Raw genomic sequence first — 26,885 nt, forward strand, 5'->3', positions numbered from 1 at the left:
ACGGGCTCACCGCCCGGGGCGCGGCCGTGCTGTCATACCCCTACGAACCACCCGTTCAGGAGTACGCCATGGCGCGCTCCAACATCACCCATCGCTGCGGGCATACCTCCCGGCCGAACATCATCGGCTCATACAAGAACAGGACGCCTTCCGTCTTGAAGTGCAGAGAGCCCTGGGGCGTGTCGCCCCAGGGCCCTTGTGCTTGTCGCCATTCCGGCCAGTGGGTCAGCCGGCGATCCGTGTGACCAGGACGTACACCCCGCCGGCGACCAGCATGCCGAGCGCGGTACCGGAGACCACCTGACCGATCGTGTGCTCGCGCACCTGCACACGGGCCCAGCTGATGACGGGCACCAGCAGGAGGCCAGCCAGCCACCACCAGCTGTACTCGATGGCGAGCATCGTGAAGGCGCCGGAGGTGACCGCGGCGTGGACGCTGATCTTGTACCAGCGGGTCACGGGCCAGACGGCGGTGATGGTCGCGCACATGGCGGCCGTCAGTGCCACCATCGATGCCGGCGCGGACGTCGCCATCTCCAGTACGACGCCGGCGGCCGCCGAGGCGCAGATCACCGGCAGCACGGTCATGCGCTTCACCCGGTCCGTCAGGTGCCGCTCTGACCATCGGCCACCGGACCGGGCGTAGACGATGTAGAGCATCGGGACGGCGCCGGCAAACAGGATGGCCAGCGCCGCCCAACCCAAGCCCTTCCAGGCGTGATGCAGTCCGAAGGTCAGTGACACGAAGATGATGACCTTCAGCGGGTCCACCCAGTCGCTGATTCGGCGTCCCCAGCGCCACGCGGCGGACCGCGGGGGCTCCTGCATGGTCTGGCCGGTCGGCTCTGCTGGTTGTGTCTTCGCGCTCACTGCGCGGTTCCCTCCGGCGGTGTGGGTGTTGGTCATCGGGTCGTCTTGTTGTAGGCGCGGGCCACGTTGGTGGCCCAGAGGATATCGAGTGACGGGGCGCGGAGTTCGGGGCTGCCGGGCAGCTGAACATCAACCGCCAGGTCGCCGGCTGCCTTCTGTTGAAGGGCGGCCCGTGCCCGGATGGCTTCGCTGGTGGGGTCCTGGCTCGCTGCGCCGATTCCCAGGTTCATGAAGGCGTCGCGGATCACGAAGGCTCGATGGGCGACATCGATCGTCAGGTCCCCCGTGGTGAAGATTCCGCGGACGCGCGAACGCTGGTCACCGAGGTTGAGGTTCGGGAACTCGCCGATGAGGGCCGACCAGAGGGGGTAGAGCACCCACATGGCGCGCTGGTCCCGGAGGTAGCGGCTGAGGCCGCGGACGGGGGGCAGGACCAGGCCGATGATGATCAGCAGGATCGACGTCGCGACGGTGAGATCGAACAGCAGGTCGACATTCGGGTTGTGACCGAGTCCGCCGATGGTGATGTAGGGAAGACGTTCGACCACGTAGAGGGTGCCGAGGGCGCAGCCGGCGGTCAGCGAGGTGACGCCGGCACGGACGAGGCCCCGGGGGATGGCTCGGCGGGCGGTGCCGAACGTCTTGGCGCCGAGGGCCATCGCGGCACCAAGGTAGGCGTAGAAGATGGCCTGGTAGGCGATGACGGCCGGCTCGCCCTGGTGGTCGGTGAGCAAGTCTTCCGGGTCCGGGGTGACCTCGCGGGGCAGGACAAGGAAGAAGAGCAGCAGCATGACGACGGAGGCCGCGGCGGCCAGAGGCAGGTTGGCGCGCGCTCGGCCGCGGCCGCCGCGGCCGTGGACCGCGTAGAGGTAGTCGAGCAGGTAGGCGATGCTGCTCATGCCGAGGAGGTGGCGCAGCAGGACTGGCAGGCCGGTGATGATGTCGTTCAGCGCCACGTTGACGGCGCCGACGCCGAGGGCCAGGCCGAGGGTGCCGATGGTGATGCACAGGGACCGTGCCGTGCGTCCGGAGCGCAGCGCCGCGGGAAGGCGCCACACGGAGATGGCGACCAGGGTGGCGGGGATGAACAGGAAGATGACGTGGTTGATCATGCGGCTCTCCTCCACCCGAGGATCTTGCGGACGGGGAAGCTGAGGCTGCGGAAGAGTGCGCGGCCCTGCTGGGTGCTTCCCTCGTCGGCGCCGATGGCTTCCGCGAGCAGCAGGGCCATCATCTCGGCCTGGGCCTCTTCGATGCGGTCGTAGCCGTCTCGCGTGAGCAGGAGGCTGCTGACGAGGCTCTCGTCGAGATCGGGGAAGATCGACGCGAGGATGTCCCGTTCGACGCGGCACGTGTGTCCCCAGATCATGTGTCCCAGCTCGTGGAGAATGATCAAGGTCTGGTGAGGAAGGCTCGTCGTCCGCTTGTACAGGATCACGTCGACGCTTGGCAGTCGGACCCAGAGCCCGGACGGCACGTCGGGGCCCGCGTCATCGGGCAGCGGCTCAAGCTTGATCTGCCGGCCGCGCTGCGCCACAAGGGCTTCGATGAACGGTTCGATCTCGAACGGGTCAGGGATGGGCAGCTCCGCTAGGAGTTGCTCGCACTCTCTGCGGATCGTGCGGGGGACTGGCATGTCGTGTCGAACCTCTGCACCTCACGTGGACATAGGTTCGAAATTTAAACACATTCAGAACCGGGCGCCCCGGGAATACTACTTAGAGTCACCATTCCTTGATCGCCCGATCGCGTTACCCGCGGCCTCCTCCTCCAGTTCCATCAAGCGCTGGGCCATGTCTGTCAGGACCTGGAGGTTGCTGGGGCTGAGGGTGGTGGCGCGGGCCAGCAGGCCGAGGCTGGCCTCGGGTGTGGCGTCGCCCGTCTCGACTTCGGCTCCGATGACGGCACCTGAGGGGCCGCGCAGGCTGGCGAGGCTGTTGAGCGCCTCCAGCTGGCGATTGACGGCCTTCGCCTGGGCGTCGGAGGTGAAGTACGCGGCGCCGTTGGTGAGGCCGAACAGGCGGCCCACCGCGTCGAGCGTGTCGACCGTCGGGTTGACCGGGGCACCGGTGGCACCGCGGCCGCGCCTCATGTAGCGAAGGGCACTCTCGCTGAGAACGCCGCCAGAGCGCTTGGCCAGTTCCGCGAGGCCGACCGGACTGTTCGGGTCCCGGCGGGCGTTTTCGAGCCCGATGAGGTGCGCCAGCCGCTGGGCGATCACGTCGGCCCGCCGCTGGGCCGTTTCTTGGGGAGTCACTTCGGTCACTGAGAGTACCGCTTTCGCTTCTACACAACGCTCAAAGCATACCCGTGGTCATTGTAGTGCGGTACTTGACCGCGCACCGCCAAACTTACGGAGTGGCATTGAGCAGCAACTTTGTGGTTATGTCGCATACGGCCGCACTATAGTGAGGCCATCGGGGGGGTCGCTCCGGCCTGAGCATCGACGGGAAGTGCCAGATGGTTACACGTTTCCTCTGGCGGGGAGGCGAGACGCCCTGCGGCATGCGCACCGCGCCTCGCACGAACGGCCGACTTCACCGCTTACCTTCAACCGCCGGCCACGACCCTGCCGACGCGGTACGCGCTGCAGGTGGCGCACGCCGATGGAACCCCGTCAACCACCTTGGCGTCACTGCTGAAGGTGGCCCCTCGATCCTGGCCGCCGACGAGCGCGAGGCCAGGCAACGCCAGTCGACCAGCGCACCGCGCTCCAGCCGGTCGACCATAACTGTAACGCTTGAGATCAACATTGCTCGAACGTGTGGTCGAATCTCTGTTTGATCCCTTGCCATCCCCAGACCAAGGGCGGTCCCTGATCGTGCTCCTGTCCACCTCCAAGTCCGCCGGCCGAGGCACCGACGACCTCGACGAGATCGAGCGGTTCGCCGCGGCCGCAGCCGAGGCCACGAACGCGCACGATCGCAAGGCGGCACTTGGCATGCTGTACGCGGCTCTGCGCGACGCGGTGATCCGCGACATCCGGGGACGCGTGGACAGCATGGTCACCGCGGAGGATCTCGCCCAGGAGACCTGGGTCCGGGTCGCTCGGTCGATCGGTCAGTACTCGGCCCGCACTGGTGGGTTCGTCCCGTGGCTGTTCTCGATCGCGCGCAACCTGGTCGTCGACCACTACCGCGCCCTCGGCCGGCGGGCCCCGGAGATCCTGAGCTCCACGCCGGTGGAGATCGAGGCTCCGTCCGACGACGAGACCCCGGAACAGCTCGCCGAACGACGCGAGCTCGCGGCTGAGTTGAAGGTCCACCTCGCCAAACTGCCTACCCGCCAGCGCGAGGCGGTGTACCTGCGCGTGTGCGTCGGGCTGAACACTGCGCAAACTGCCACGCTCCTCAGCACCCCGCTGCGCCCGACTTCCGAAGGCTCGGTGCGGGTCCTTCTCCTGCGCGGACTGCGTAAACTCTCCGAGATCCTGCCGGATAATGAACTCACCCAGCCCTTGGCCGATCCTCTCCTTGCGCCCGCCCTTCTCACCGAGGATCGTGCCGCACGCGATGTGATCCCGGTGTAGCAACGAGATTGGACTACGAATGCGACGTGCACAGAGAGCTGCCGACCGCCTTTGTAGGACCCTGGACGGTGGCACTGGGGCGCATGACAGGCCGACGCGCCATGCGGTGGCCGCCGGCCGTTCGCTGCGCCCGGCCGAGGCGTTGAACGAAGCGGCGTACCAGTCCGGTCTCCAAGCCATGTTCGACGCTGTGGACGACTCGTTCCTACCCGGCCAGAACGAGGCCCCGGGTGAGAGCGCCGCGTCCGAGGGCTGGGACTCGCCTCCCACGGTCCGGTCGGCGCGGAGTCCCGCAGGGGTGCGCGTCGTGGCCGCCAGCGTCTTCGATCTCGACGATGCCGCCATGGCGAAGATCGTGCAGCAGGCCGAGCGTGTGGTGGCCAAGGCCGAACGGCACGACCGCCTCGCCGCCGGCGACAGGTAGCGATGCAGGACTTCCCGGTCGTGCTGGTCTCGTCGGACATCGACGCTGACGCAACTCTGATCGTGAGGAACGGCCGGAGTTTCCTGGTGGTCAACGCCAGGCAGTCGTTCGACTCGGCCGTCAACGCCGCACACTCTGTCCTTCGGCAGGACTTCCCCTCCATGCACCCGGACGAGGTCCGCCGTGTCATCCGCCGGGCACTGCCGGATCTGGCCGACTTGAACCGCCGGCTGGGAGTCGGCGAGGCGCCACCCCCTGTGCGCACGGTCAGACCGGAACGCCTGTCCCGCCCGGCCCGTTCTGCGCCCCCTGCTGGCCGCCGCGTGGCCGTGGGCAAGGTGCTGGCCGCCGCGACGATCGCGGCCTTGGGCGTGGGGGTCGGCTGGAGCGTGCCGCGCGCGGCCACGCCGGCGGCTCCTCCGGCCCCGAACCCGACGTTCACCTACGCCAACGATCCGGCCTTTCGCCAGTTCGCCGAAGCGGGCCAGATGCGATGCACGCCGATCGGGCCGATGCAGGCGCGCTGCACCGATGTGGACCGGTTGGTGATGTACTCCGAGGCCGCGGTATCCCCGACCTCGGTCGCGTACTCGTTCTCGTACGGGCGTGAGCGAATCTTCGTGATGGCCTTCCACACGTCCGCAGATGCCCGGGAGTGGGCCGGCGAGGCCGGTACGCGAGGTGCCCTGCCGCACCTGATCCTGGCCTCCAGGTTCGTACTCTGGGGCTCCGACGCGCCGCGCCTGGAGGAGTACCACCAGCTGATCATGCAGTCGGTGGCGCAGGAGCAGCAGAGCGCGGAGAAGGCCGGACTGACGCTGGGGATGCCGGAGCGACTGGGTGCGTTGGCGTTCGGGACGCTGGGGATATCGCAGACCCGTGTCGCCAACGCGGAGGTCCAGCCGAACGGCAGGATGTCCGGGCTTCTCGCAGCTGTACGGCTCGTGCTGGGCGGTGACCGTGAGAAGGACGGTGCGCCGGAGGTCGGTGCCCTGGCGGACGGATCCCTGGTAGCGGCACTCCTCGGCAGCAAGGCGGCACCCGCCCCGACGTCTGGAACGACCGCGCCGTCGCCGTTCCCGGAGTCGACGCCAATGCCGTCATCCTCGGCCTTCGACGACTCGTCCACCGAAGTCGCCCCGAAGGAGTCGGTGCCACCGCGGCCCGCCACCAAGCCGGGTCCGGGCCCGGAGTCACCAGCTGGCGGGCCCTCCCCTTCACCGACTCTCACCCCTGAATCCGCTTCGACGTCGGCATCTTCGTCCATGTCGCCAGACGGGCCTCCGCCGGGCCTGGATGGACAGGAGCCTCCGCCGGTCGTGGAAGGCGAGAAGTCACCACCCACGTCTCCGGCTCCGGAACCGACGCCACCGGGTCCGAGCACAGTGCCTACGCCCGTACCGACGTCCCCGCCAGACCCGCTCCCAACCCCGGAGGGGTCACCGTCGCCACGTCCGGGTCCAACCGGGTCGGCTACCGCGACGAGCAGCACCACACCCGCGATGGCGGCGACGCCGGCCCCGGGAGCAGCGAGCTCCAAGGGGGCCGGCGCCGAAGAAGCCGAGCGCTAGAAGGGCGGCTGCTGCCCCGACCAGGTGCCGGTACCCGGGTCCGAGCTCCACGGGTCTTCGCCGCCACCGGCAGCGGCGGGCGGCGGGGCGGACCGGTTGGCCCGGGTCACCTTCGCGGTCGCCGAGCGCAGGCTCGGACCCACCTCGTCGACCTCGACCTCGAAGACGACGCGCTTCTCGCCGGCGGAGGTCTCGTAAGAGCGCTGGCGCAGCCTGCCCTGGACGATGACGCGCATGCCGCGCTGCAGCGACTCGGCGGCGTTCTCCGCCGGCTGCCGCCAGAGGTTGCAGGTGAGGAAGAGGCTCTCGCCGTCCTTCCACTCGTTGCTCTGGCGGTCGAAGGTCCGGGGGGTGGACGCGATGCGGAACTTCGCGACTGCCGCTCCCGAGGGGGTGAAGCGCAGTTCGGGGTCGTCGACGAGGTTACCGACGAGGGTGATGGCGGTCTCGCCTGCCATGGGTGATGTTCTCCTTGGGGTGGATCAGCGGCCGACGCGGGTGGCGGCGAGGGCCGCGATCTTCTTGCGAGTGAGGGGGCCGGCGATGCCGTCCGCCTTGCCGAGGCCGGTGTTCCTGCGGATGACGGAGTTGACGGCGTCGCTGGTCATCGGGCCGTAGTAGCCAGTGGCCGGGATCGCGTAGCCGATCCGCTTGAGCTGCTGCTGAAGCTCCTTCACGGCGGGGCCGCGCATGCCGGACTTGAGGACGACGGGCTGGGTGGTGACGGCGGAAGCCGCGCTGGCGATGCGGGCGCGGGTCTTGGGGCCGGCGACGCCGTCGGCGGCGCCGAGAGAGGGGTTGAGGCGGATGAAGGCGTTCACGGCCGCGGTGGTCTGCGGGCCATAGAAGCCGGTCTCAGGTAGCAGGTAGCCGATAGCGGTGAGCTGGCGCTGGAGGGTGGCGACCTCGGTGCCTCGGGCGTCCGGGCCGAGCGAGCCGGCCGCCTGGTTGCCGTTGTTCTGGGCGGCGAGGGAGGCGATGCGGGCCCGGGTCTTGGGGCCGGCGACGCCGTCGGCGGCGCCGAGTTCGGGATGGGCGCGGATCACGGAGTTGACGGCGGCCGTTGTCTCGGGCCCGTAGACGCCGTCGACGACCAGGTGATTACCGAGCTTGTTGAGCTGCTGCTGCAGGTCTCGGACCTCGGTGCCGCGCGCGCCGGGGGCCAGTGCGGTGCCCGGGGCGCTCGGAGCGGGGTCGCCGGGGGTGGACGGGCCGGTCGGGGTGGGCGGCGGAGTCCCGCTGCCGGGCGGGGTGACTGGCTTCGCGTCCTCGGGCAAGGTGAGGGTCTGGCCGGGCTTGATCTCGTTGGGGTTGGTGATCTGGGGGTTCGACCTCAGGAGGCTGGGGACGGAGACGCCGGCGAGAAGGGCGATGGCGGACAGGGTGGCCCCGGCCCAGACCACCACGCGCCGGACCGTGCTCGGCTGGGCGGTGTCGCCGGTGGCGGAGCGGGCGAGGGAGAGCAGGGTCGCGAACGCGATGTTCCCCGGATCACCATGATGGTTTTCGGGGACATGCTGGTGACCTGCCCAACCCCTGAAGGCGTTCCAGGCGGCGAAGCTCATGCGGACACCGTTGCCGGCTCCGTAGGAGGCCGGGTAGGCCGCCCAGCGGGCCGGCCCGTCGAGCGGAATGCCGTTGTGCTGGCGCTGCCAGGCCATGAACTCCGCGAGGTCGCGCAGTGCCCAGTCCGGTGCCTCGGGCCAGTAGATGTGCTGGATTCCGCGGGCCGCCCAGGCCTGGTGGGTACGCGGGTCGCAGGTGCCGATCAGTTCGATCTGGATCGCCCCGGCCGTATTCGTCTCAACGCCTCCGGCCGCGTTGACCAGTGCCCGGGCGGAGTGGTCGAACGGGAAGTGCTGCCGGAAGACCAGGCGACGCGCGGTGAAGTCCGCCTTCGCCGTGACGTGCGGCGCCTCGCCGCCTCCGTTGTAGTCGGGCCAGCCGGTGCCCTCGGTGGTGTGCAGGATCCCACGGGTCGGGTTCATGAAGCTGCCCGGGTAGTGCTCGGCGAACCACTGCGAGCGGTCCGCGCCCGGGTAGAGCGTGTCGGTCATGCTGCGCCCCTCTGGTCGGTCGTGAGGGGCGCAGCGTCGCGGCCCGCGGGGGTTAGTGTCGCGAGCTGTCGACGGGGTCGGGAGGGTACTCCAGGGCGTGGAGTGTGACGGCCAGGCGGTCGGCGAGTTCGTCGGCGTCGATCTCGTCGGCCGGGGCGGTCGCTGCGGTTGTGGCGTCTTCGGCGGGGGTGTCCTTGGCCCAGTGCTGGCGTTGGCGGCGTTCCAGGAAGAAGCTGATGGCCTTGAAGTCGGGGGTCGCGCGGTCGGTGGTGGTCTCCTCGACGATCTGGCCGGTCTCGGGGTCGCGGAACTTGCGGGTGACTTCCTTGGTGACGAAGCCGCCGTTGATGAGCCGTCGCAGCTGGACGATGGCGCCGGCGTTGGCGATCTCGCGGGCTTGTTCGATGCGTTCGTGGAAGGCGAGGTAGTCGTCCTCGGCCGGTTGGGGCGGCTGGCCCTGGCGGCGGCGGTCGGCTTCATCGCGGCCGCGCGCCAGCCAGCGCAGGAAGCTCGCCTTGTGGACGCCTGCGACAGCGGCCGCCGTCTCGACGGGCATGCCCTGACGGGTGCCCTCGATGAGTTTGGCCTCGATGTCGGCGGTGAGCAGGCGTCGGCGGCCGCGGGCGCTCCCCTGGGGAGCGGCCGGGCCGTGGCGGGGCTTGCGACGGACCATCGGGTGCCGGTGGGTCAGCTTCGGCGGGGCGTGAAGCAGTCGCCGCAGGTCGGGCAGGTGATGAGGCGGGGGTTGTCGTCGTCGGAGGCGTTGCCGGTCTCAAGATCGGTTGTGCTGAAGGTGGTGGGTTCGTCGCCGAGGGCTTCGGCGGGTGCTGCTCGTAGGAGGTTGTCCATCTCCTCGTCGCTGAAGGCGAGGCTGTCGAAGAGGGCGGCGTCGGTGGTGACGAGGTCTTCGAGCATGGTGGCGAGCATGCGGCGATCCCAGTCGGCCTGGGTGGTGATGCGGTTGAGCTTGATGATCAGTGCTTCGGCGTCGGCGTCGGTGCGGGAGGACCAGCCGCGGGTGACGGGCAAGAGCCAGGAACCGTCGTCGTCGAGGAGGAGGCCGCCGGGCAGGGGCTCGCCGTCGGCGTACATCTCGACCAGGGATTCGTGGCGGCCGTGGCCGGCGATGCTACGGCAGGTGCGCTCGTCGATCAGGACTGGGTCGACGAAGCCGTGCTCGCGGATCGAGGCCTTGATGAGCGGCAGCTGGTGGAGCTTGGGGTTGCGGGTGGCCGGGGTGAGGGCCTGGAGCGGCATGTAGGCGATCCAGCGTGGTGCCTGGACGGGTGGGGTGGTCACTCGCGGGGCCCTCTTCTCGTCGGGTCAGGGGTCGGGCGGTCGCGGGGGCGGGGCTCAGTGGTGACCGCGGGTTCCAACCGCGCGCCCCGTTCACTGTGTGGGGCAACCAGGAGGCCGTCAGCCGTCGCTCCCGCGACCGGTGTTGCTCCGGACCTGCCCCTGTTTCCCGGGTGGGGCCGGTCCGGGGCCCTGAGTGGACGCCGGTGCGCGCGGTGGCGTTCCGTTCCAGGGCCGGCCCGGACGCTAACGGGTGGGGACGCTTACGTCTCACTGAATCTTCTATCACATGTTACAGTGATGGATGTTGGGTCAGCCCAGCCACCCGGGGTCTGTAACGCCCTGGGGCCGGCCGTCGTACCTCCAGGTGTACGACCCGGCACGCGCACGTCCGGGAGAGCACCCGGACCCACCGAAAGGACAGCCGTGACCGAGAAGCAGCAGCACTCCCCGCCCGACGCCCCCGACCTCGGGCAGCTCAACACCAAGGCCACCATGCTGCGTCTGGTCGCCGCCCGCTTCAAGGCGATGGCGGACACCGCGACGAGCGACCTCCAAGCGGAGATGCTTCGCCAACACACGGCGTCCGGGGTGAAGTCGATCAGCGCGAAGATCGGCGACACGAAGGTCGGCGCGTGGACCGTCAAGGAGCCGCAGGCACCCGGCAAGGTCGTCATCGCCGACCGGCCTGCCTTCACGGACTGGGTGTTCCTCAACCAACCTGGGCTCACGCGCTGGGAGCTGGTGATCGTCGGCGCTTCGGAGACCGCGCTGCTCGCTGACGCCGTTCACGACGAGGCGGCCGGGTTGGTGGTCCACCGGGAGACCAACGAGGTACTACCGGGCCTGGCCTGGCAGCCGTCGCCCGCCCCCTCGTCCGTCGCCCAAACCTGGACGGCGGACGGCCGCGACCACGTCATGCAGTTTCTGCGTGACGGCGCGATGGCCTCGCTGATGACTGCCGCGCTGCAGATCGAACCGGCAGAGAGCTGATGATCTCCATTGGCCGGCACGCCGGCACCACCGAGAACGAGCGAAGGAGTCGGAGCCGGGCCTCTACCGCCCACCGACGTGAACAGGTTCCCGTGGCCACCTGACCCTTGCCGACGGAACAGACCTGAACCATCCAGCCCGGCCGGCTTCCCCCCGGCCGGGCCACACCCGAGGACCAGAACTTGAGCACCGTCCTGCCCGAAGCAGTCCGGCCGCCCTTGCCCACCCGCTCGACGTCGTGCTGCGCGCACTGCCGACAGCATCGAGCCGCGCTCGACGCCGGGCTGTCCGCGGCCGCGTTCCGGCTGTTGTCCGCCATCGTGCTGCGAACGTCGGGCGACATTGCGTGCTCGGGGGCGGCCGCAGCCGCCGACCTGACATCCCACCAGGCGCGACCGCTGCTGGGCGAGCTGGTTCGGGCCGGCCTGCTGGCCCGGGCGCGGTATCGGAGGGCGCGAACCACCATCACCGCCTTCACCGTCGCGCGGGGAGAGAACCGATGAGCCTGGATCCCCTGCTGTGGGCACTGAAGGACAGCCCGACAGCCGACACCTTCGAGCGGCTGATCCTGGTCACGTTCGCCGAGAAGGCGGATTCCGACGGCTGCAACACGTTCCCGTCGAAGGCCACCCTCGCGAAGGCGGCGATGTGCGACGTGAAGACGGTGGGACGCAAGATCGCCCAGCTCCGACAGCGCGGCTTGATCGCCGAGGGCGACCAGAGCGCGGCGCGACACATCCCGGAGCGCTACCGGCCGGTGGTCTACGACCTTCAGATCCCGCTCTCGTGGTTCGGCCACCGCATCGACCGGGTCAACGAGGAACGGGCGCAGCGGGGCCTGCCGCCGCTCACCGAACGGTCCCGTCCGGACATCGCCCCGGCGCCCGCCCGAAGCCGGCGCAGCGACTTCGGCAGGAACCGTGCTGAGGCGAACGAGGAGAAGGTCGACATCAGGGGGGACTTGAAGTCCCCGGACTCTGAGTCCCCCCTGGATGAAGAGGCGCCAGGGGGGACTCAGAGTCCGGGGAGGGGGGACTCTCAGTCCGTTCAGGGGGGACTTGAAGACCCCCAAATAGCCCCTATAAACCTCCCCGGTAACCCACCCCCAGGCGGCGGCGGCGCTGACGTGCGTGTTCAGGCGGCCGAGGGACGGGAAGCGACGGTTCGCGGGAACGGCAAGCCGTCCCGCCCGAAGGCCGCGAGGAAGGCGGGCGACGGTGGTGCTCGAACGACGCGCTCCCCACAGGAAGCGGCGCTCGACCAGTTCGCGCAGGCCGGGGCCAGGGCCTGGTGGGATCACGCCCAGTCGCAGTTCGGTCCGTGGGCCGGCGCCAAAGGTGGCTTCGTGATGTTGATGGGGATGATCAAGCGCGCGGCTCAGGCCGACTACACCAAGGAGCAGATCTGGGCTGCGCTGCTGGACTGCGGCAAGCATGTGCCGTCCGCACAGCAGTGGCAGGACTCGCTCGGGAGGGCGTCCGGCAAGGTGGTTCAGCAGGGGCGGCGCGGCGCTGTGCCGATGTACGACGACGTCGCCTCGCACCCGCAGCATCCGACTCCGCAGCCGACGGCCGACGAGTTGTTGAACGCACTGGACAGCCGGTGACGGGAGGCGAGGGCGTGGTCGCCACGATCGGGGAACTGGCGTTGCGCCGGGAGCCGCCCGCGTCGGAGAACCCTGTTGCCGCCCGGGCGCGCGCGATCAGCGAGGCGCGCAGGGTCATCGACAAGGGGGCCGCGGAGCAGTGGGCCCGTGGCGCCGTGCCGGCCCAGGACAGCACGGTGTGGGACGAGCCGGACGAGTACCGACAGGACATCTACCGGAGGGCCTGGCTCAAGAGCCTGGAGCGGGCCCGGCACACCGCCTACCTGCGCCACCACGTCAGCGCGCCGCCGGGCGGGCCGCCCGAAGGGCACGTGTTGCTCGATGACGCCCAGCACCCCCGCGCGCTCGCCTACTGGGTAGAACGCCTGGCGGCCGGCCATGAGACGAAGCAGCACCTCATCGGATACGGGAACGTCGGGTCCGGCAAGACGGCCGCTCTGATCGCCCTTGGCTCGCTCGCCGTGCAGTCGGGGATCATGACCCGGTACGTGCGCCACGGCGACTACGTCCGATGGCTACGCCCGGACGGAGCGCCGACGGGGATGACGGCGATTCAGGTCCGGGAGTTCCATGACCGGTGTGGGCTGCTGATCCTCGACGAGCTGTGCGGCGAGATGGACGGCCAGGCGACTGAGGCCGTACGTCAGGCGACCGGCGATCTGCTGTCCGCGCGCATCGCCACGGGGCTGCCGACTGCGGTGGGCACGAACCTTCACTCCGACCAGATCGCGAAGGTACTCGGCGCCCGAATCGTCTCGCGGCTCGGAGAAAGTGCGATGGCGCTGGAGTTCGCGCACCCCGACCGGCGCAGCCCGGTGCGGTGGTGAGGCGCCGGCCCCGGCCGTCGCGCGGCAGGTTCACCACGCGAGTGGCTATGGTGCGGAGGGAGTACACGAGAGGACGCTCCCCCATGCCCGAGTACGACCCGGCAGTCCGTGCCCAGGTGGCCGCGGCGGTTGCCCAGCGCGACGTCAGCCAGTTCGCCGCCGCACTGGTCGGCACGACCTCGGTGCAGCGGCCGGCACGGGACCGCATCCAGGAGGCCCGACACCTTCGGCTCCTGGCCCTGGAGGTGCTCGACCGGACCGTGATCGCCGCGCTGTTGGACGGGATGAGCTGGGAGGAGCTGGGTGAGGCGTTGCTGTTGGACCCGGCCACCGCGCGGGTGCGGTACGAATCGGCGGTGAAGCGCTGGTCGGCCCCCGGGGGTTCGGCGCAGCAGGGCCCGGGCGACCCCGGCGATCCGGACGTGGCGGGAACCGCAGGGCTTCTCGACGCCTGGTACTCAGATGCCGTATCGGCGTTGGACCCACAGGTCGGGGAGCCGGCGGAGCGGCCGGTCTCAAGAATCCTCCACCCATGAATCTACTTTCCCATGTTACACTTAAGGAAGGGATCTAAGCCTGCCGTCACCGGCAGCATCACCGGGCCAGCACCCGGACCAGCCGAGAGGGAAACCCGTGACGCTCCTACTTCCACCGCGCAAACTCGACCGTGAAGTCGTCGACCCCGACGGCATCCCCGCCTTCCCGCGGCTTCTCCTGGCCGGCGTCGAGAAGGCCGGCAAGAGCTACGCAGCCGCGGAGGCCTCGAACTCCGACCTGATCGGCACCACCTTCTGGCTGGAGATCGGCGAGGACACCGCCCACGAGTACAAGCAGCTCGGACCGTACAAGATCGTCAGGCACGACGGCAGCTACATGGACATCCTTGATGCAGTCCGCTACGCCGTCGCGCAGCCCCGCGGCGCCGACGGCAAGCCGAACATGATCGTGATCGACTCCGCCAGCATGCTGTGGGAGCTGTTGTGCGACGAGCAGACCGCGGTTGCCCGTCGTCGCGCCAACGAGCGCGGCGCGGCGCCGGACAGCGAGCTGACCATCACCGCTGACCAATGGCAGAAGGCGAAGAGCCGGTTCCGGGACGTCATCAACACGCTCAAGTACCACGACGGGCCGGTGCTGATCCTCGCCCGGCTGGAGGACACTGTTCTGTTCGAGGGCGACAAGCCGACCCGAGAACGAGCGTGGAAGGTGAAGGCGGAACGGTCGCTGGCCTTCGAGTGCACCGCGGTGGTGCAGTTGCGGGCTCGGAACTCGGCATTTCTCACCGGCGTCCGGAGCCTGAACCGGGACCTGAGCGCCATGGAGATCCGGGCCCTGCCCGGCTTCACCGTCGACAGGCTCTGGCGTGACCTCGGGATGGACCAGCGGGTTACCCGCTCCACCTATGTGACGCCGAACCCTGAGGCCGTCATCGCGGAGCAGGCCGGGCACCTGGACGTGCTCGACGATCTGCCCGACGATCCGTCGAGCCAGCAACTGGACCGGCTGATCAGGCTGTCCTACGCGACCGGGAAGCCCGAGTACCTGGAGCGTCTGCGGGCCTTCTACGGCACACAGTGGCTGAGCCGCCGCCAGGTCCCAGGTAAGAAGGAAGGCACCAAGCGGCCGGCGGCCGAGGCGATCGAGAGCGCCCTCAACGCCTTGGTCCAGCAGACACCGGAGAACTCCGCCCGCCTCGCGCGGCACGCGGTCACACCCGCCGGTACCGGGCAGAGCAGCCCAGCGCAGGATGAACGGCCGCGGTGCGCTGTGCCGGACTGCCAGGCCCCGTTCAACGGTGTCCGCCCCTATCCCGGCGGGCTACGGTGCGATCAGCACCGCCCTCAGCAAGAGGCCGAACGTCGATCGGAGGCCGCGGACCGGGCCTTGGCCGCAGAGTGGGGAACCAGCGCGCAGGAGGTGGACCTGTCGGCCGGCTGGCCGCCGATCGGCTTCGCCAACAACGACCTCGGCCGAGACGAGGAGGGCACCGGCGTTGAAGCCGCACCGGCCGAGACGCAGAAGGCCCCGGAACCTGCGGCACGGCCCGCCCCGCTTCAGATGCTGTGGGAGGAGGCGGCCGCTCAGGCCGGCGTCCTCAGCCTCACCGTCGACACGCATCTGGCGCCTCTGGCCCCTCCCGGGAGCACTCCGAACCAGGTTCCGCCGTCGCGGCTGTGTGCGCACCTGCTCAAGTGGCGTCCGATCGTGACCGCCGAACTGCGCAGCAGGGGTCACACCGAGATCGCCGACCAGTACGCACTGCTCGGTGATCGGGTGCCGGCTCAGGAGGCTGCCGGCATCCTCATCGCCAGCGTGTAGCCGTCCGCATGCGCGTGGGTGGGGCCCGGTCGAGATCGGGCCCCACCCACGTGCATGCTCTACCGGCGGCCGGCCGCCTTCGGCCGACCGGAACGCCTCGCCGCGTGGCGCAGACGGTCCGCCTCCTGTTCCTCCTCACGGCGCAGCCGGGTGTACTCGACGGGGAACATGTCGGCCAAGCGGCGGCGGGCTCGCTGAGCCGGGCTGCGGCCGCGGTCAAACCGTCCGGTGGCGCGGGCCGCGTCGCCAGCGGCGATCGTCTGCGCGAGCAGCAGTTCCCGCTCCATTCGGTCGCGGGCCCGCTTGGCCCGCACGTTGTGGGCGTTGCGGGATTCGGTCTCGGCCTGGCGAACCAGCGGGCCGTGGTCCTTGAGGAGTCGCTCAGCGGTGCGGACGACGCGCTTGACGACCTCGGGACTACGGAAGGCGGAGGCCAGGTCGGCGTCGGGCTTGCGCTGGATCACGAAGTCGATCAGCAGGCCCGCGAAGTCCCGCTCGGGGACCGCCACCAGGGCGGTCGCCATCTCCTCTGCTGTGGCGGCCACGGCACTGGTCCCCTCGTGATGCTCTGGGCGCGGACGGACGGCGGCCGCCCCGCCGCCGTCCGTGTGTCGGATCACCGCGCGAGCACGCTCCTCGACCCCGGCCCGCGCCCGGAGGCACTGCCAGTGGACTCGGCTACTCACTGATTCCGCGCCGAAAGGACACCCCGAAAGGAGTGCGACCGTAACCGCGGAGCTTTCACCTCGACGGCGGGCTGCAGGGCGGCCGCCTAGTGCGAAATCCTACGGGCAGCCGATCGGATTCAGGAATCGCTCCCGCCAGCCGGATCCCGGAGTCGCTGCTTCAGCCGGCTCAGGGCCTCGTCCGAGGTGTCGAACGTGAGGTTGGACAGGTCGAGACGCACCGGCGGCGCCGGACTGGTGGCTACTTCGAGCTTGGGGGCGATGCCGGAGCGGTGCCACAGCGCGGCGTAGGAGGTCTCGGAGGCCGCGACGACCGCGGCGACCGCGGCGAGGAGGGCGACCGGGCTGACGGTGTCGCTGAAGCCACCCTGCGCGGCGACCGTCGCGGTGCCGGAGATGCCGGCGAGGACGCCGACGATCGCCCGCTTCACTGTGGCGGACCAGTGCGGGCGCAGCACGACGGCCGCGACCAGCGGGAGGACGGAGCCGACGGCGGCGCCATAGCCGGCGCTGTGAACGACCAGGTCGTTGAGGTTCATGAAGGCCTTCTCTTCCAGGACGGGTTCGGTCGGAAGGCACGGTGGCGGCCGCGGCGGGCTTGTGTCGTGCCCTCAGGGGTCCAGGTCTGCGCGGATCGGGTCATCGGGTGCCGGATGGGAGGCGCCGAGGGAGGCTAGTTGGGCGCGCAGGATGCGGATGTAGCGGATCGCGGCGTCGCGCCAGCGGCGGTGGTCCTCGGCCATGCGGTCGAGCTTCTCGGCCTGTCGGGCCTGGCCGGCTTCCAGGGCGCTGATCCGTTCACGCAGCTCGGAGCGCTCGGCGCGGTGTTCGGCGTAGAGGGCGACGAAGCCGGCCTGGAGGGCTTCCGCGGCCGCCGCTTCGGCGTTCTCCACGGTGGCTTCCGCCTGCGCTTCGGCCATGATGTCCTCCGTGGCGGCCCGGCGGGCGGCTTGGCGGGCGGCGAGCCAGCCACTGCCGATCACCCCGACCAGGGCACAGACGGGCGTGGCGACCGCCGCGATGGTCTCGGTCGTCGCCAATGCCGTCCGTGCCTTCCTCCGGGGGTTGGTGCGCGCGGGCCGCAGCGTTGGGGGCCGCTCCAGCCCGCGCGGATCTAGAGTGGCGGCGCGCACTTGGTTGCGTCGCGCCGTACCGGCTGTGTTCAGTCGATGATCGACCAACCGATGTTGTCGAAGCTGAACCAGCCGTCGGTGGTCTTCCAGGTCTCGATGTCGCCATTCGCCTTGACGTAGAGCTGCGAGATCGACTCGTTCGCGTTGGCGACCGAGAAGATCTCCGGCAGCCGGGGACGCAGAGCCGGGTCGTCGATGGTGGCGATCACGCCGCCAGCGAAGGACGCGGGGATTTTGACGAGTCCGCGCATCCTGACGGTGCCGTCGGGCATGGCCCTGAGGCCGGGGGCCTGCCAGCCCGCGACGGCGCTGGCGCCCGCCTTCAGAGTCGGGGCTACCCAGGTGGCCTTGTTCTTGATAATGCCGCCGCCGTCCAGTGTGACGTCGCCGTACTGGACGCGCAGTCCGCTGCGAGTCTGGATGAGGACCTCGCCCAGGAGCGCTTTGATCACCAAGCCGGTGCTGTCGAGCCACAGGGTGGCGTCCTGGTCGGAGAGCTGGACGGACCAGGAACCCGGGCGCAGTTGCTCGATCGAGACCTTGAGGTCGTTGTACCGGCGCACGTAGGAGTAGACCACTCCCTCGGAGCCGGGGGCGTAGCCGGCGGAACCGCCCGCGTAGACCTCGCCGGCGGAGCTCGGGCCTGAGGCGGACAGGCTGAAACTGCCCTGGGGGACGTAGCCGGTGTTCGGCCCCCCGCTGCTGAGCTGCAGGCGCGGGGTATGGGAGCCGTCAGTGGTCATCTGGGGGGCTGTCAGCCGGGTGGTGGCCGCTGTGTTGAGCACCGAGCGTGTGAGCGTCTTGCCGCCCGTGCCAGTGCCTTCGTCAAGTACCCGGACCTCGGCGGTGAGACGTGCCGGTGCCTTCTCCGTCTTCGCTCCCGAGTACAGGAGCACCGAGGGGTTGTCACTCGCGTCGGTCGGGTCGGTGGGCGAGAGCAGGACCCGTCGGCCTGTGAGGCCGGTCTGGATGGTGGAGCCGACGATGGTGACGCCGGTGATCGTCCGGCCGTCGATCGCGTCAGCGGACAGCTTGGCCGCGGTCACCGAGCCAGCGGCGAGCTGGCCGGCCGTGATCGAGTTCGCGGCGATCCGGTCGGCGGTGATGGCGCCGGCCTTGATCTCTCGGGCGGTCACCGCGTCGGCGGCGATCTTGCCTGCGGTCACGGCGTCGGCAGCGATCTTCCCGGCGATCACCGCGCCGGCGCCGAGTTCGGTGGCGGTGATGGTTCCGGCGGCGATCGTTCCGGCGGTCACCGCGCCGGCGGCGAGTTCCGCCGCCGTGACTGCGCCTGCGGCGAGTTTGGCCGTGGTGATCGCACCGGCGGTGATCTCGCGGGCCGTGACCGTGTCGCGGGCGATGGTGCCTGGGGTGACGGAGTCCGCAGCGAGCTTGCCCGCCGTGACGGCGGCCTGGCCGATCTTCGCGGCGGTGACGGCTGCCTGGGCGATGGCGGCGCTGTTGATCGCGCCGACGGCGATCTTCGCCGCGGTGATGGCGCTGTTGGCGATCTGCAGTTCGCCGACGATGCCGTCCACCAGGTCGTCGGACACGACTTTCAAGGACGTGCCCTTGGTCGCGGCGCTGGCCGGACCTCGGGTGCCCGCGGCGTTGACAGCGACCAGCCGGATCCACACCGGGCTGTAGGTGGTGGTGGCCAAGGTGATGCTGGCGCCTGCGGCTGCGAGGGTGGCGGCCAACGTTCGGGGGCCGGGTGTGAAGTCGGCGCCGTCGCCGACGTGGACCTCGACGTGCGAGAGGTTCAGCGGCGAGTTGTAGGCGTCCACCCACTGACCGTCCCAGGCGACGTTCAGCGCTGCTGTGGCCGGCTGAACGAGCGGGGCGAGCGGAGTCGGTGGCGGCGACGAGGTGGCCACCGTGACACCTACCGTGCCGTCGGCCTGGCGGCCGATGGTGCTGATGATCGCGCCTGCGTCGTCCACGACGTTGAGGTGACCGCGGGCGGCACTGAAGGGCAGTTGGGCCGCACGTTCGAGGTTGGCCAGGCGCTGGTCGAGTCGCTTGAGGAGGGAGGCGAGTTCGCGCTCCTGGACGGTCTGGTCGAGTGCGTTGGGCAAGGGCGTCCTTCCGGCCGGGAGCGGGTGATCAGCCCAGTGCGTCGGAGCGTTTGAGGGTCAGCAGGGCGGTGCCGTCGGTGCGTATCTCGTCGGAGAGGATGCGGTGCCAGATTGCGACGTCTCCGACCCATGGGACGTGGGCTTGGACGAGAACGTCGTCGCCCGGGGACCACGATCCGATGGGCGCGTTGGGGTGATCGCGGACTTCGAGCATCGGGATGTAGAGGCCTTGTGTCCTGGACTGGAGTTCGCGGTTGCCGCGGGCGCGGAGGGCGGCCTCGCCGGTGGCGGCCTTGTCGGCGACGACGTGGACGCGTCGCAGCCGGCCGTCTGGGCGGGTGAGGTGGAGTCGGGACATGGTCGCGCCTTCGCCGCGGCCCAGAACGAAGACCTCGTTGGCGAACTCCTCGCCGAGGCCGCGGGGTGTGGCGGTCTTGCTGATGTTCTCGTCGGTGGCGAAGCGCAGGTCGGGGCGTTTGCGGCCCAGACGTGGGGTTCCCAGACGCAGGCGGTGCGCGATGGTGGGGCGATTGCCGTCGATGTCGGCCCAGGCGTGTTCTTCGAGGTAGTCGAAGCCGACCTGGAGCGCGAGGGCGTCGATCGCGTTGCCGCAGTCGGGGGTGTCCCACCAGGCGAGTTCGTATGGGTCGGATCCGTCCTCGGCGCCGAGGAGAGTGCCGGCCGGGTGCTGGTCGACGACTAGTCCCAGGCGGGCGTTGTCGACACTCTGGAGGTGGTCCCAGATCTCGCGGACGGCGTCGTAGGCGTCGACACGGGGCCCGCCGTAGGAGGGTGGCGGTGGTTGGACCTGGATGGAGCGCGGCGGGTCCGTGAAGTCGACGTAGCCGTCGTGGTTCTTGTCCAAGCCGTCGTTGGGGTCGGGCGGGGTGATGCGCAGGCCGGACTGGATGAGGCCGCCGAAGGGGATCCCGTGCGGGTAGGAGGTGTAGCCGGCGCAGCGGATCATCCACTTGCCGGTGTCGGCGGAGGTGTCGACGATCAGGCCACCACCACGGATCTGGCCGCCGAGATCGGCGAAGATCGCGGTGTCCCACTCCTGGAGAACGGGCTGACCGTCGCCGGCGATCAGCCGGGCGTACTCCGGTTCGACATACCCGCTCATGCCACCCGGGCCGGACAGCTCGCGTACCGGATGTGAGGTGAGGATGAGGGGGACGTCCCAGTCAAGGATCTGGCCGGTGAGGACACGCAGAGCGACGAATCGCCAGGCCATCGTTATGCCCCGTCCTGGGCAGGGGCCTCGCGAAACAGCACCCTGACGACTACCTGGGTGGTGGCGTTGACGTCCAGGCGGCCAGGGTCGAACGCGGCGGCCTGGAGTTTGAGGGTCTGGGTGGTGCCGCGCCAGGCCGCCGGGATCGCGTAGGTGTCGGCGAGGAGCTTGTCGGCCCGGCGGAGTCCGGTGCCACCATCGTCATCAAGTTCGCTGGTCGAGCCCGCCACGCCGTTCCACATGTGCCGCATGTGCGCGTACACGTTGTTGATCGACAGGCGCATGCCCGACAGATTGGTGGTGACGGTCGCGGTGACGGCCCACTCAGGGATGTCGACGCTCCAGGTGGCACGCTCGGGCCAGTTCTTCCACCCGCCGTCGGTCGTGTCGAGGTACGAGTACTCGGGGTAGCCGATGATCGTGAAGGTGCGTTCCTCCGAGCGCGGCCGGGCGACCTTGCGCAGGTCCTTGATGTAGTCGGGAAGGACACTGGCCGTGTTCGGCGGCAGGTCGATCCTGGCCAGGGCGATGCCCGAGTCGCTGGGACGGATCTGACGAACCGACATGGTTCCGGCCGGCACACCCGAGAGCACCCTGGTGAAGATGTAGGGGCCCGTCGCCGGATTGGATGGCTGCGTCCAGGTCTCTCCGAGCTGGTACGGGTTTTCGACTCGGGCGACGATTAGGTCGGATCGCGCGGTGGGGCCGGTCGGGGCGATGGGGATCTTGTCAATGCTGATCATGCGGCCGGCGTAGGCCTCGTACTGGGCGCCGGCGGCGCGGTTCAGGATGGAGCACGCGCCGGTGAGGACCTCGACCTGCTGGCCGGGGGCGGCGAGTGCGCGCACCCGCAGGTCGTTGGGGCCGATGACGCCTTCGGCGCCACCGACGCTGTTGTAGGCGAGCAGCCGGGCGATCTGCGCGGAGTGCTCGGCACTGCCTTCGACGAACCAGGGCACCGAATCCCAGGACACTGAGGCCTCCTTCAGGGGTTAGTAGAAGCGGTGGGCGGGACGCCAGGCGACGGTGGCGCGGGAGGTGCCGGTGTCGTCGGTGACGGAGTAGCGGATGTGCTGAAGGCCAGGCGGCAGGATCATGTCCTGCATGCGGGGGCTGGTACGGGTCAAGGCGCCAGCGACGGACGCGGTGCCGTTGCGAAGTACGGTGCGGGCCCACGGGCGGGGGTCGATGGTGACCCACTCCCCGGCGTCCAGGACCAGGTCCAGGCCGATGGTCATCCGCTGGACGAGGTCGCCCCACGGGCCACGGTCGGGGCCGAGGAAGGAGAGCGACGGGTTGCGGCCAGGGCCATGCACGGTGATGACGGGCCAGGTCGGTACGGTGCCGGTGACCGCCATCGCGCCGGGCGGCTGGGGCGGCGCGGGGACGCGCTGCGACATCGCGGCGGTCAGCGGCGACCTGAGGCCGCGGATCGGCGCCGGGGCCGCAGTCGGGGTGGTCGATTCCTCAAGATCGTCGAACCAGGTGGTACCGCCGACGACGAACGTCGCGACCAGGCTGGTACTTCCCTGGCGGGTGAAGCGGGAGTTCGCCGGGGCGATGTGCCGGGGCCGGCCGTAGGTGCGGCGGATCCGGCCGCCCTGCATGGTGCGCAGCGTGGCGACGGCTCCCATCCGGCGGCGGACCGCGGCCGCGTCCCACGTGGCGAGCAGGCTGTCCACGGATCCGAGGTTGGCGGTGTGCCGGCCGGCCGCCGTGACGGCGTCGGCCACGGTGTCGACGGCCAGTTCGAAGCTGAGCGTCATGGTGGACGTGGTGTCCTGGCCGAACCGCACACCGTCCTCGAGCGGTAGGGCCGCGTCGCCGACGGTTCCCTCGGCGTAGTCGACCGCAGGTTCGGACAGCAGGTAGATGCCGGTGCTGAGCGTGCCGAACGTGAGGTCGGCGCCGGGACGCGCGCCGTCGGGGTCATAGGTCAGCTGCCACTGGCCCTCACGCAAGTCCGGCATGCACACCTCCCAGGCGGGCCCGGCGCAGCTGGAACATGACGCCGGTGAGGGCGTCGCCGCTGCTCTCCCTCTCGGGTCGGGTGATGATCAGGTCGCCGCCGACGAGAGCGGAAGCCTGTGTGACCCCGGTGGTGTGTGCGCGGTACTGGCTGCTGCGGTAGAGGTCGGCCGGGGTGAGGCCGCCGGGTTGGCGCAACGCGCCAGCGGCGTTGTAGACGACCTGGCCGCCGAACATCTCCGCGACCCGGTCGAGGATCTTCTCGGACCGACCGCGTTTGGCCTGCGCCAGGGGTATGTAGGCTTCGCCCCCGGTCTCCGGTTCCGCCCAGACACGCCATTCGCCAGGACGAGCGATCTGCGCGATGTGCTTCTCGGCGCCGTTGGCGAAGGCCTTCATCCGGCCGAGGATGCCGCCGTTCGCGAAGCCGGTGAGGATCCCACCATCCGCTTCCGCACGGTGCAGACCGGCCGGGTAGTTGTACTGGACGTCGATGGAGACGGTCTTGCCGCGCAACGTGCTGATGGCGCGCTGGATCGCGGAGACGTTGCTCTCGACGGCGTCGCTCGGCGCGGTGATCTTGATCTGGTGGTCCGGGAGCCGTTCGACCTTGAAGCCGACCGCTTGGAGCTCGGAGATGGCCATGTCGGACGGCGCCGCCACGGTGATCGTCTTCTGGCCCGGCGTCGCCGTCAACTTCTCCTGGATCGCCTGCATCTGGCCCATGGCCTTGAGCGTGGGCACGTCCACGTCGATCTTCCTCCCTGGCGGCACAGCCGCCAGGGTCTTCATCACCGAGTCGAGTTCCGCGTTGGCCGTCGCTGAGGTGGTGGTGATCTGGACCTTGCCGTCGGGGAGGGTGATGACCGTGTAGCCGAGGCCCTGGAGGAGGTGCTGCGCCTCTTCGGTCATCGCCTGAACGGTGATCTGCTTGGAGCCGGGGACCTTGGCGTATTCGGCCTGGACACCGGCGAGCTGGGCGATGACGGAGTCGATGCCGGTGGCGGCCAGCAGGGTGGTGACCTTGTCCGGCACGAGCCCCATGGCGGTCGCGGCCCGCTCCGCCTGCTCCTTGCTGAGGCCGTAGCCGGTAGCGGTCTTGATCGCGGCGTCGTACAGCCGGCCCATCTCGGTCTTGGCAGCCGCGATGGCCTCGGGGACCGTCTTCTTCTGGGTGATCGCCAGGTCGTAGGCGGCTCGGGTGGAGTCGAGCGTGGCGTCACGGATCGAGACGAGGGAGTTGTAGAGCTGGTGGCCGTTGTCGGTGGTGGTCTTCAGTGAGCCGTCGGCCTGGAGGAGTTCGGCACCCCAGCCCTTGAGGTAGGCGGTGCCGTCCTTGAGCGCGCCGTTGCGTTCGTCGATGGCGGACTTCGAGGCTTGCATCGCGGACAGGACCTGTCCGTCGGCGCGCGCCTGGGCGTCCTTGAAGCTGAGGGTGCCTCCGGCCAGCAGGTCGAGTGCGGCCTTCAACGCGTCGGTGCGGGCCGTGGCGTCGACGGTGGCGTTGGAGTACTGGCCGACCAACCCCTTGAGCTTCTCGTACACGAGGCCGGAGCGTTCCAGGCCGCCGGCGGCCGCCGCGGCCTCCTTGGATTTCGCGGCCTCGCTCTCCTGGACCTTGAGGAGTTCCTGGATGGCCTTGGCGGCGCGCTCGGCCTCGCCGGCCTTGGTCTTGAGATCGTCGGTCGGATGGGCCCGGTAGGCCTTGAGTTCGGCTTCGGCCTGCTCGTTCAGCGTCTTCGACAGGTCCTTGAGGCCGCCGTTGAGCCCGAGGTAGCGGTTGGTCAGCTCCGGGAGGCCAACGTTCACCTTCGACATGACGTCGAGGAGCTTCTGCTTCCCGTCCAGCACGTGCTGGTCCTGGAGGAGCTGTGCGGCTGTGGTGCGTACGTCGGTGGTGACCGCGCCGTGGGTGTCCTTGAGCGCGGTGGCGAGGTTCTGCTGGGCCCGGCGCTGATCGGCGGCGGCCTGCGCCGCCTTCTGGTGCCAGCTCGCCAGTCCCCCAAGGACGAGGCTCAGGCCGACGACTGCCAGGCCGACCGGTCCGCCCATGAAGTTCATGAGGCCGCCCAGGGCGCCCTTGAGGCCGACCCCGATGGCGGTGCCGACGCCCGTGATGCGGGTGGTGGCTTCTCCGGCGGCTGACCGTGTGTCGAGGAAGGCCCTGTTCATGGAGTCGACGGTGGGGATCGTGGACGCCAGTCGGGGCACGTTGGACTGTAGGACGGCGACCGCGCCGCCGACACGGCCGAGGGAGACACCGGCCCGCTCGGCGTGCCACTGCTGGAGGCGGATTTGCTCATTCAGGCCACGGAAGGAACCGACCAGGCCCGTGGTGGTGCGAGTCAGCCCGGTGGCGTTGGCGTTCGCCGTGCTGAACATGGTGCCGATGCCCTGGGCGGCCTTGATGGTCAGCATCACGGCGAGGAGGCCACCGAGCGCGGTGGAAAGACCGGGGACGGTGCGCAGCAGCACGGCGACGATGTTGGCGAGGCCCGAGAAGACGTTGAGCAGGGGGCCGAACGCGCTGGCGCCGGAGGCGAGCCGGCCGATGACCTCGGCGATGTTCGCGAGGACGCTGATCACGTGGGGGCCGAGGCTGCCGAGTCCGGTGATCAGGGCACCGAACGCGGGTACGAGCTGTGTTCGGATCTGCGAGACCAGGGAGGCGATGCCGCTGTCGGCGCCGAGTCGGGCCAGGCCGCGGCCGATGTCGCCGACCAGGCCGATGAGTTCCCGGGCGCCGGGCAGCGCTTGGTCGAAGTAGTCCTTCATCTTCGACTGGCCCTCGTCGGAGTGTGCCCATTTGTCGAATCGGTCGAGGGTCTTCTCCATCCCGGCCAGTAGTGAGTTCCCGGACTCGCGTCCAGCGGTGAAGGTAGCGGCGATGCCCTTGCCGAGGCTGCGCATGGAGCGGCCGAGGGAGGACGCGACGTCGGCGCCCTCGTTCATCGCCCGGTTGAGGGAGCCGTTCTCGCGTGCGGCGGAGGCGGCGTTGCGGGCCCACTGGGCGCCGCGGCGGGTGGCTTCGGCCAGGCGCTCGATGAACGGGCCGCTGGAGACGAGGGCATCCTCGGTGGCGTGGCCGACGTCGCCCAGGGCCAGGCTCATCAGGCCCAGGACCTTGGTGTTGGTGCGGACGATCGCGGCGGCGTCGGCCCGGAAGACGGGTGTCTGCATCCAGCGGGCGGCGCCGGCGGCGAACCGGTCGCCTACGCTGGCGACGCCGTTGAGCTGGTCACGGACCAGCGGAAGCAAGGTGTTGCCGAGAGGGGTGAGCTCGCGCGAGATTCCGGAGAAGAAGCGTTCCTGCGCGTCGGTCTTGATGCGCTTCCAGGCGTCCTGGAAGCCGAGGACGGCGGTGATGCTCTCGCGGGCGGACGAGGAGACACCCGCGATCGCCGAGTTCATCTTCTCGAACTCGGTGGCGCTCATGGTGGTGCCGTCACGCAGTGATGCGATCTTCTGCCCGAGGCCCTGTGCCGCGGTGCCGACGCCGCCGAACAACACCTTCGTGCTGAGCAGGCCGGCGCCGAGCGCCACGAGGATGCCCGGCAGGGCCCCTAGCGTGTTCACCGCCGGCATGGCTGCGCCAACCATCGAGGTCAGGCCGGCACCGAGCTGAGCGAGGGCGCCGACGGCCGGCTGCACCAGGCTGAGGACCGCCCCGAGGAACATGGCCCGGCCGGGCAGCTTGAACGGGATGCTGATCCCGCCGCCGGACTGGGCGACATCGGCGTCGGCGGCCTGGACCCGGCGGCGCACCGCGTCGACCAGTCCTCGCCGGTCCACGTCCGGGCGCAGCCGGATCCGGGCGGCCGGGTCGTTGGCGGCCGACGCCACGACCCGGGCCAGTTCCTCGCGAAAGCCCTCCTCGTCCGGGGTTGCCCGGACCTTCGCCCGGACGTTCGCGACCGCGCCGTCGACGGCGCCCTTGAGGTCTTCGCGCAGGTGGTCGCGGTCGACGGCCAACTTCACTCGCGCGCTCAGCCCGGCGGCGGCTTCCTCGACCGCGGCCTTGAGACGGTCACGCAGGCCCTCGGTGCCCAGGTCGATGCCGATGACCGCCTTGACGCCTTCGGCGGCCTCCTCGACCTTGGTACGCAGGCTGCGGGCGAAGCCGGCGGCCGAGGCCTCGACCTCGACGACGAGGCGGCCGGCGAGCTGGCCTTCAGCCATGCGGGACGACCCTTCCTCGGGTGGCGGCCGCGGCGAGCATCGTGCGGAAGCCCGATGTGCCGGCGGGTGGTGACGGTGGAGCGGCCGCGGTGCGGACGCTGTTCGGCCGGGGGAC

At 69.9% G+C, this 26,885-nt stretch carries 25 protein-coding genes; 9 read left to right on the top strand and 16 right to left on the bottom strand.

Going from position 1 to position 26,885, the window contains the following annotated elements; translation table 11 throughout:
• Positions 1 to 225: 225 nt before the first annotated feature.
• The 4 genes from ACFXHB_RS15830 to ACFXHB_RS15845 all read right to left on the bottom strand — a co-directional run bounded on the left by ACFXHB_RS15830 (position 226) and on the right by ACFXHB_RS15845 (position 3,136).
• Positions 226 to 870 (bottom strand): hypothetical protein, encoded by a 645-nt coding sequence (locus tag ACFXHB_RS15830; RefSeq protein ID WP_380574755.1) that lies wholly within the window; start codon positions 868 to 870, stop codon positions 226 to 228.
• 32 nt (positions 871 to 902) lie between these two features.
• Entirely contained in the window at positions 903 to 1,982 is a 1,080-nt protein-coding gene (locus ACFXHB_RS15835; protein ID WP_380574757.1) for an MAB_1171c family putative transporter, read from the bottom strand.
• Entirely contained in the window at positions 1,979 to 2,506 is a 528-nt protein-coding gene (locus tag ACFXHB_RS15840; protein WP_380574758.1) for a hypothetical protein, read from the bottom strand. Before ACFXHB_RS15840 ends, ACFXHB_RS15835 begins: the two co-directional genes overlap by 4 nt.
• A 78-nt stretch (positions 2,507 to 2,584) precedes the next feature.
• Positions 2,585 to 3,136, bottom strand: a complete 552-nt coding sequence (locus ACFXHB_RS15845; protein ID WP_380574759.1) for a hypothetical protein — start codon at positions 3,134 to 3,136, stop codon at positions 2,585 to 2,587.
• A gap of 555 nt (positions 3,137 to 3,691) precedes the next feature.
• Between ACFXHB_RS15845 and ACFXHB_RS15850 the strand changes: the two genes are divergently transcribed.
• From ACFXHB_RS15850 to ACFXHB_RS15860, 3 genes are all read left to right on the top strand, one after another.
• Complete coding sequence (locus ACFXHB_RS15850; RefSeq protein WP_380574760.1) at positions 3,692 to 4,399, top strand: RNA polymerase sigma factor; 708 nt, start codon at positions 3,692 to 3,694, stop codon at positions 4,397 to 4,399.
• Between the two features lie 106 nt (positions 4,400 to 4,505).
• Positions 4,506 to 4,823 carry a hypothetical protein gene (locus ACFXHB_RS15855; protein ID WP_380574762.1) on the top strand — a complete coding sequence of 106 codons (318 nt, stop codon included), beginning with the start codon at positions 4,506 to 4,508 and terminating at the stop codon, positions 4,821 to 4,823.
• Positions 4,824 to 4,825: 2 nt separating this feature from the next.
• Complete coding sequence (locus ACFXHB_RS15860) at positions 4,826 to 6,394, top strand: hypothetical protein (protein WP_380574763.1); 1,569 nt, start codon at positions 4,826 to 4,828, stop codon at positions 6,392 to 6,394.
• On the opposite strand, the gene ACFXHB_RS15865 is transcribed toward ACFXHB_RS15860, so the two are convergent.
• From ACFXHB_RS15865 to ACFXHB_RS15880, 4 genes are read right to left on the bottom strand one after another with little or no spacing between them, the layout of a single operon-like run.
• Complete coding sequence (locus ACFXHB_RS15865) at positions 6,391 to 6,852, bottom strand: single-stranded DNA-binding protein (RefSeq protein ID WP_380574764.1); 462 nt, start codon at positions 6,850 to 6,852, stop codon at positions 6,391 to 6,393. The two genes, ACFXHB_RS15860 and ACFXHB_RS15865, sit on opposite strands and share 4 nt — an antisense overlap.
• A gap of 24 nt (positions 6,853 to 6,876) precedes the next feature.
• Positions 6,877 to 8,451, bottom strand: a complete 1,575-nt coding sequence (locus ACFXHB_RS15870; protein ID WP_380574765.1) for a peptidoglycan-binding protein — start codon at positions 8,449 to 8,451, stop codon at positions 6,877 to 6,879.
• A gap of 52 nt (positions 8,452 to 8,503) precedes the next feature.
• Positions 8,504 to 9,124 (bottom strand): hypothetical protein, encoded by a 621-nt coding sequence (locus ACFXHB_RS15875; RefSeq protein ID WP_380574766.1) that lies wholly within the window; start codon positions 9,122 to 9,124, stop codon positions 8,504 to 8,506.
• A gap of 14 nt (positions 9,125 to 9,138) precedes the next feature.
• Positions 9,139 to 9,750, bottom strand: a complete 612-nt coding sequence (locus ACFXHB_RS15880; RefSeq protein ID WP_380574767.1) for a hypothetical protein — start codon at positions 9,748 to 9,750, stop codon at positions 9,139 to 9,141.
• Between the two features lie 423 nt (positions 9,751 to 10,173).
• Between ACFXHB_RS15880 and ACFXHB_RS15885 the strand changes: the two genes are divergently transcribed.
• The 6 genes from ACFXHB_RS15885 (at position 10,174) to ACFXHB_RS15910 (ending at position 15,492) form a co-directional block, all read left to right on the top strand.
• Positions 10,174 to 10,740 carry a hypothetical protein gene (locus tag ACFXHB_RS15885; protein ID WP_380574768.1) on the top strand — a complete coding sequence of 189 codons (567 nt, stop codon included), beginning with the start codon at positions 10,174 to 10,176 and terminating at the stop codon, positions 10,738 to 10,740.
• A gap of 182 nt (positions 10,741 to 10,922) precedes the next feature.
• Entirely contained in the window at positions 10,923 to 11,243 is a 321-nt protein-coding gene (locus ACFXHB_RS15890; RefSeq protein ID WP_380574769.1) for a hypothetical protein, read from the top strand.
• On the top strand, positions 11,240 to 12,346 hold the full coding sequence (locus tag ACFXHB_RS15895; protein WP_380574770.1) for a helix-turn-helix domain-containing protein: 1,107 nt from the start codon (positions 11,240 to 11,242) through the stop codon (positions 12,344 to 12,346). The genes ACFXHB_RS15890 and ACFXHB_RS15895 overlap by 4 nt, the downstream gene beginning before the upstream one ends.
• A 14-nt stretch (positions 12,347 to 12,360) precedes the next feature.
• Entirely contained in the window at positions 12,361 to 13,173 is an 813-nt protein-coding gene (locus ACFXHB_RS15900) for an ATP-binding protein (RefSeq protein ID WP_380574771.1), read from the top strand.
• Positions 13,174 to 13,256: 83 nt separating this feature from the next.
• Complete coding sequence (locus ACFXHB_RS15905) at positions 13,257 to 13,709, top strand: hypothetical protein (protein ID WP_380574772.1); 453 nt, start codon at positions 13,257 to 13,259, stop codon at positions 13,707 to 13,709.
• Between the two features lie 97 nt (positions 13,710 to 13,806).
• Positions 13,807 to 15,492 carry an AAA family ATPase gene (locus ACFXHB_RS15910; RefSeq protein WP_380574773.1) on the top strand — a complete coding sequence of 562 codons (1,686 nt, stop codon included), beginning with the start codon at positions 13,807 to 13,809 and terminating at the stop codon, positions 15,490 to 15,492.
• A gap of 59 nt (positions 15,493 to 15,551) precedes the next feature.
• Here the strand turns inward: ACFXHB_RS15910 and ACFXHB_RS15915 are convergent, their stop codons facing one another.
• The 8 genes from ACFXHB_RS15915 to ACFXHB_RS15950 all read right to left on the bottom strand — a co-directional run bounded on the left by ACFXHB_RS15915 (position 15,552) and on the right by ACFXHB_RS15950 (position 26,770).
• Complete coding sequence (locus tag ACFXHB_RS15915) at positions 15,552 to 16,037, bottom strand: hypothetical protein (protein WP_380574774.1); 486 nt, start codon at positions 16,035 to 16,037, stop codon at positions 15,552 to 15,554.
• A 260-nt stretch (positions 16,038 to 16,297) separates the two neighbouring features.
• Entirely contained in the window at positions 16,298 to 16,717 is a 420-nt protein-coding gene (locus tag ACFXHB_RS15920; RefSeq protein WP_380574775.1) for a hypothetical protein, read from the bottom strand.
• A 72-nt stretch (positions 16,718 to 16,789) separates the two neighbouring features.
• A complete protein-coding gene (locus tag ACFXHB_RS15925; protein WP_380574776.1) occupies positions 16,790 to 17,218 on the bottom strand; it encodes a hypothetical protein in 429 nt (142 codons plus the stop codon).
• 122 nt (positions 17,219 to 17,340) lie between these two features.
• The gene (locus ACFXHB_RS15930; protein WP_380574777.1) at positions 17,341 to 19,389 is read right to left on the bottom strand and encodes a hypothetical protein; all 2,049 of its coding nucleotides are present in this window, start codon (positions 19,387 to 19,389) and stop codon (positions 17,341 to 17,343) included.
• 28 nt (positions 19,390 to 19,417) lie between these two features.
• The gene (locus ACFXHB_RS15935; protein WP_380574778.1) at positions 19,418 to 20,623 is read right to left on the bottom strand and encodes a hypothetical protein; all 1,206 of its coding nucleotides are present in this window, start codon (positions 20,621 to 20,623) and stop codon (positions 19,418 to 19,420) included.
• Positions 20,624 to 20,625: 2 nt separating this feature from the next.
• Complete coding sequence (locus ACFXHB_RS15940) at positions 20,626 to 21,597, bottom strand: hypothetical protein (protein ID WP_380574779.1); 972 nt, start codon at positions 21,595 to 21,597, stop codon at positions 20,626 to 20,628.
• Positions 21,598 to 21,615: 18 nt separating this feature from the next.
• Positions 21,616 to 22,593 carry a hypothetical protein gene (locus ACFXHB_RS15945; protein WP_380574780.1) on the bottom strand — a complete coding sequence of 326 codons (978 nt, stop codon included), beginning with the start codon at positions 22,591 to 22,593 and terminating at the stop codon, positions 21,616 to 21,618.
• Positions 22,577 to 26,770, bottom strand: a complete 4,194-nt coding sequence (locus ACFXHB_RS15950) for a hypothetical protein (RefSeq protein WP_380574782.1) — start codon at positions 26,768 to 26,770, stop codon at positions 22,577 to 22,579. The genes ACFXHB_RS15945 and ACFXHB_RS15950 overlap by 17 nt, the downstream gene beginning before the upstream one ends.
• Between the last annotated feature and the right edge of the window lie 115 nt (positions 26,771 to 26,885).

The sequence above is a fragment of the Kitasatospora sp. NPDC059327 genome (assembly GCF_042752535.1).
GTDB lineage: Bacteria > Actinomycetota > Actinomycetes > Streptomycetales > Streptomycetaceae > Kitasatospora.

What these genes read in the sequence shown, in the direction of transcription:
- ACFXHB_RS15835 (WP_380574757.1), bottom strand. Translation starts at nt 1,982, where the DNA reads ATGATCAACCACGTCATCTTCCTGTTCATCCCCGCCACCCTGGTCGCC.
- ACFXHB_RS15840 (WP_380574758.1), bottom strand. Translation starts at nt 2,506, where the DNA reads ATGCCAGTCCCCCGCACGATCCGCAGAGAGTGCGAGCAACTCCTAGCG.
- ACFXHB_RS15860 (WP_380574763.1), top strand. Translation starts at nt 4,826, where the DNA reads ATGCAGGACTTCCCGGTCGTGCTGGTCTCGTCGGACATCGACGCTGAC.
- ACFXHB_RS15865 (WP_380574764.1), bottom strand. Translation starts at nt 6,852, where the DNA reads ATGGCAGGCGAGACCGCCATCACCCTCGTCGGTAACCTCGTCGACGAC.
- ACFXHB_RS15870 (WP_380574765.1), bottom strand. Translation starts at nt 8,451, where the DNA reads ATGACCGACACGCTCTACCCGGGCGCGGACCGCTCGCAGTGGTTCGCC.
- ACFXHB_RS15875 (WP_380574766.1), bottom strand. Translation starts at nt 9,124, where the DNA reads ATGGTCCGTCGCAAGCCCCGCCACGGCCCGGCCGCTCCCCAGGGGAGC.
- ACFXHB_RS15895 (WP_380574770.1), top strand. Translation starts at nt 11,240, where the DNA reads ATGAGCCTGGATCCCCTGCTGTGGGCACTGAAGGACAGCCCGACAGCC.
- ACFXHB_RS15905 (WP_380574772.1), top strand. Translation starts at nt 13,257, where the DNA reads ATGCCCGAGTACGACCCGGCAGTCCGTGCCCAGGTGGCCGCGGCGGTT.
- ACFXHB_RS15920 (WP_380574775.1), bottom strand. Translation starts at nt 16,717, where the DNA reads ATGAACCTCAACGACCTGGTCGTTCACAGCGCCGGCTATGGCGCCGCC.
- ACFXHB_RS15935 (WP_380574778.1), bottom strand. Translation starts at nt 20,623, where the DNA reads ATGGCCTGGCGATTCGTCGCTCTGCGTGTCCTCACCGGCCAGATCCTT.
- ACFXHB_RS15945 (WP_380574780.1), bottom strand. Translation starts at nt 22,593, where the DNA reads ATGCCGGACTTGCGTGAGGGCCAGTGGCAGCTGACCTATGACCCCGAC.
- ACFXHB_RS15950 (WP_380574782.1), bottom strand. Translation starts at nt 26,770, where the DNA reads ATGGCTGAAGGCCAGCTCGCCGGCCGCCTCGTCGTCGAGGTCGAGGCC.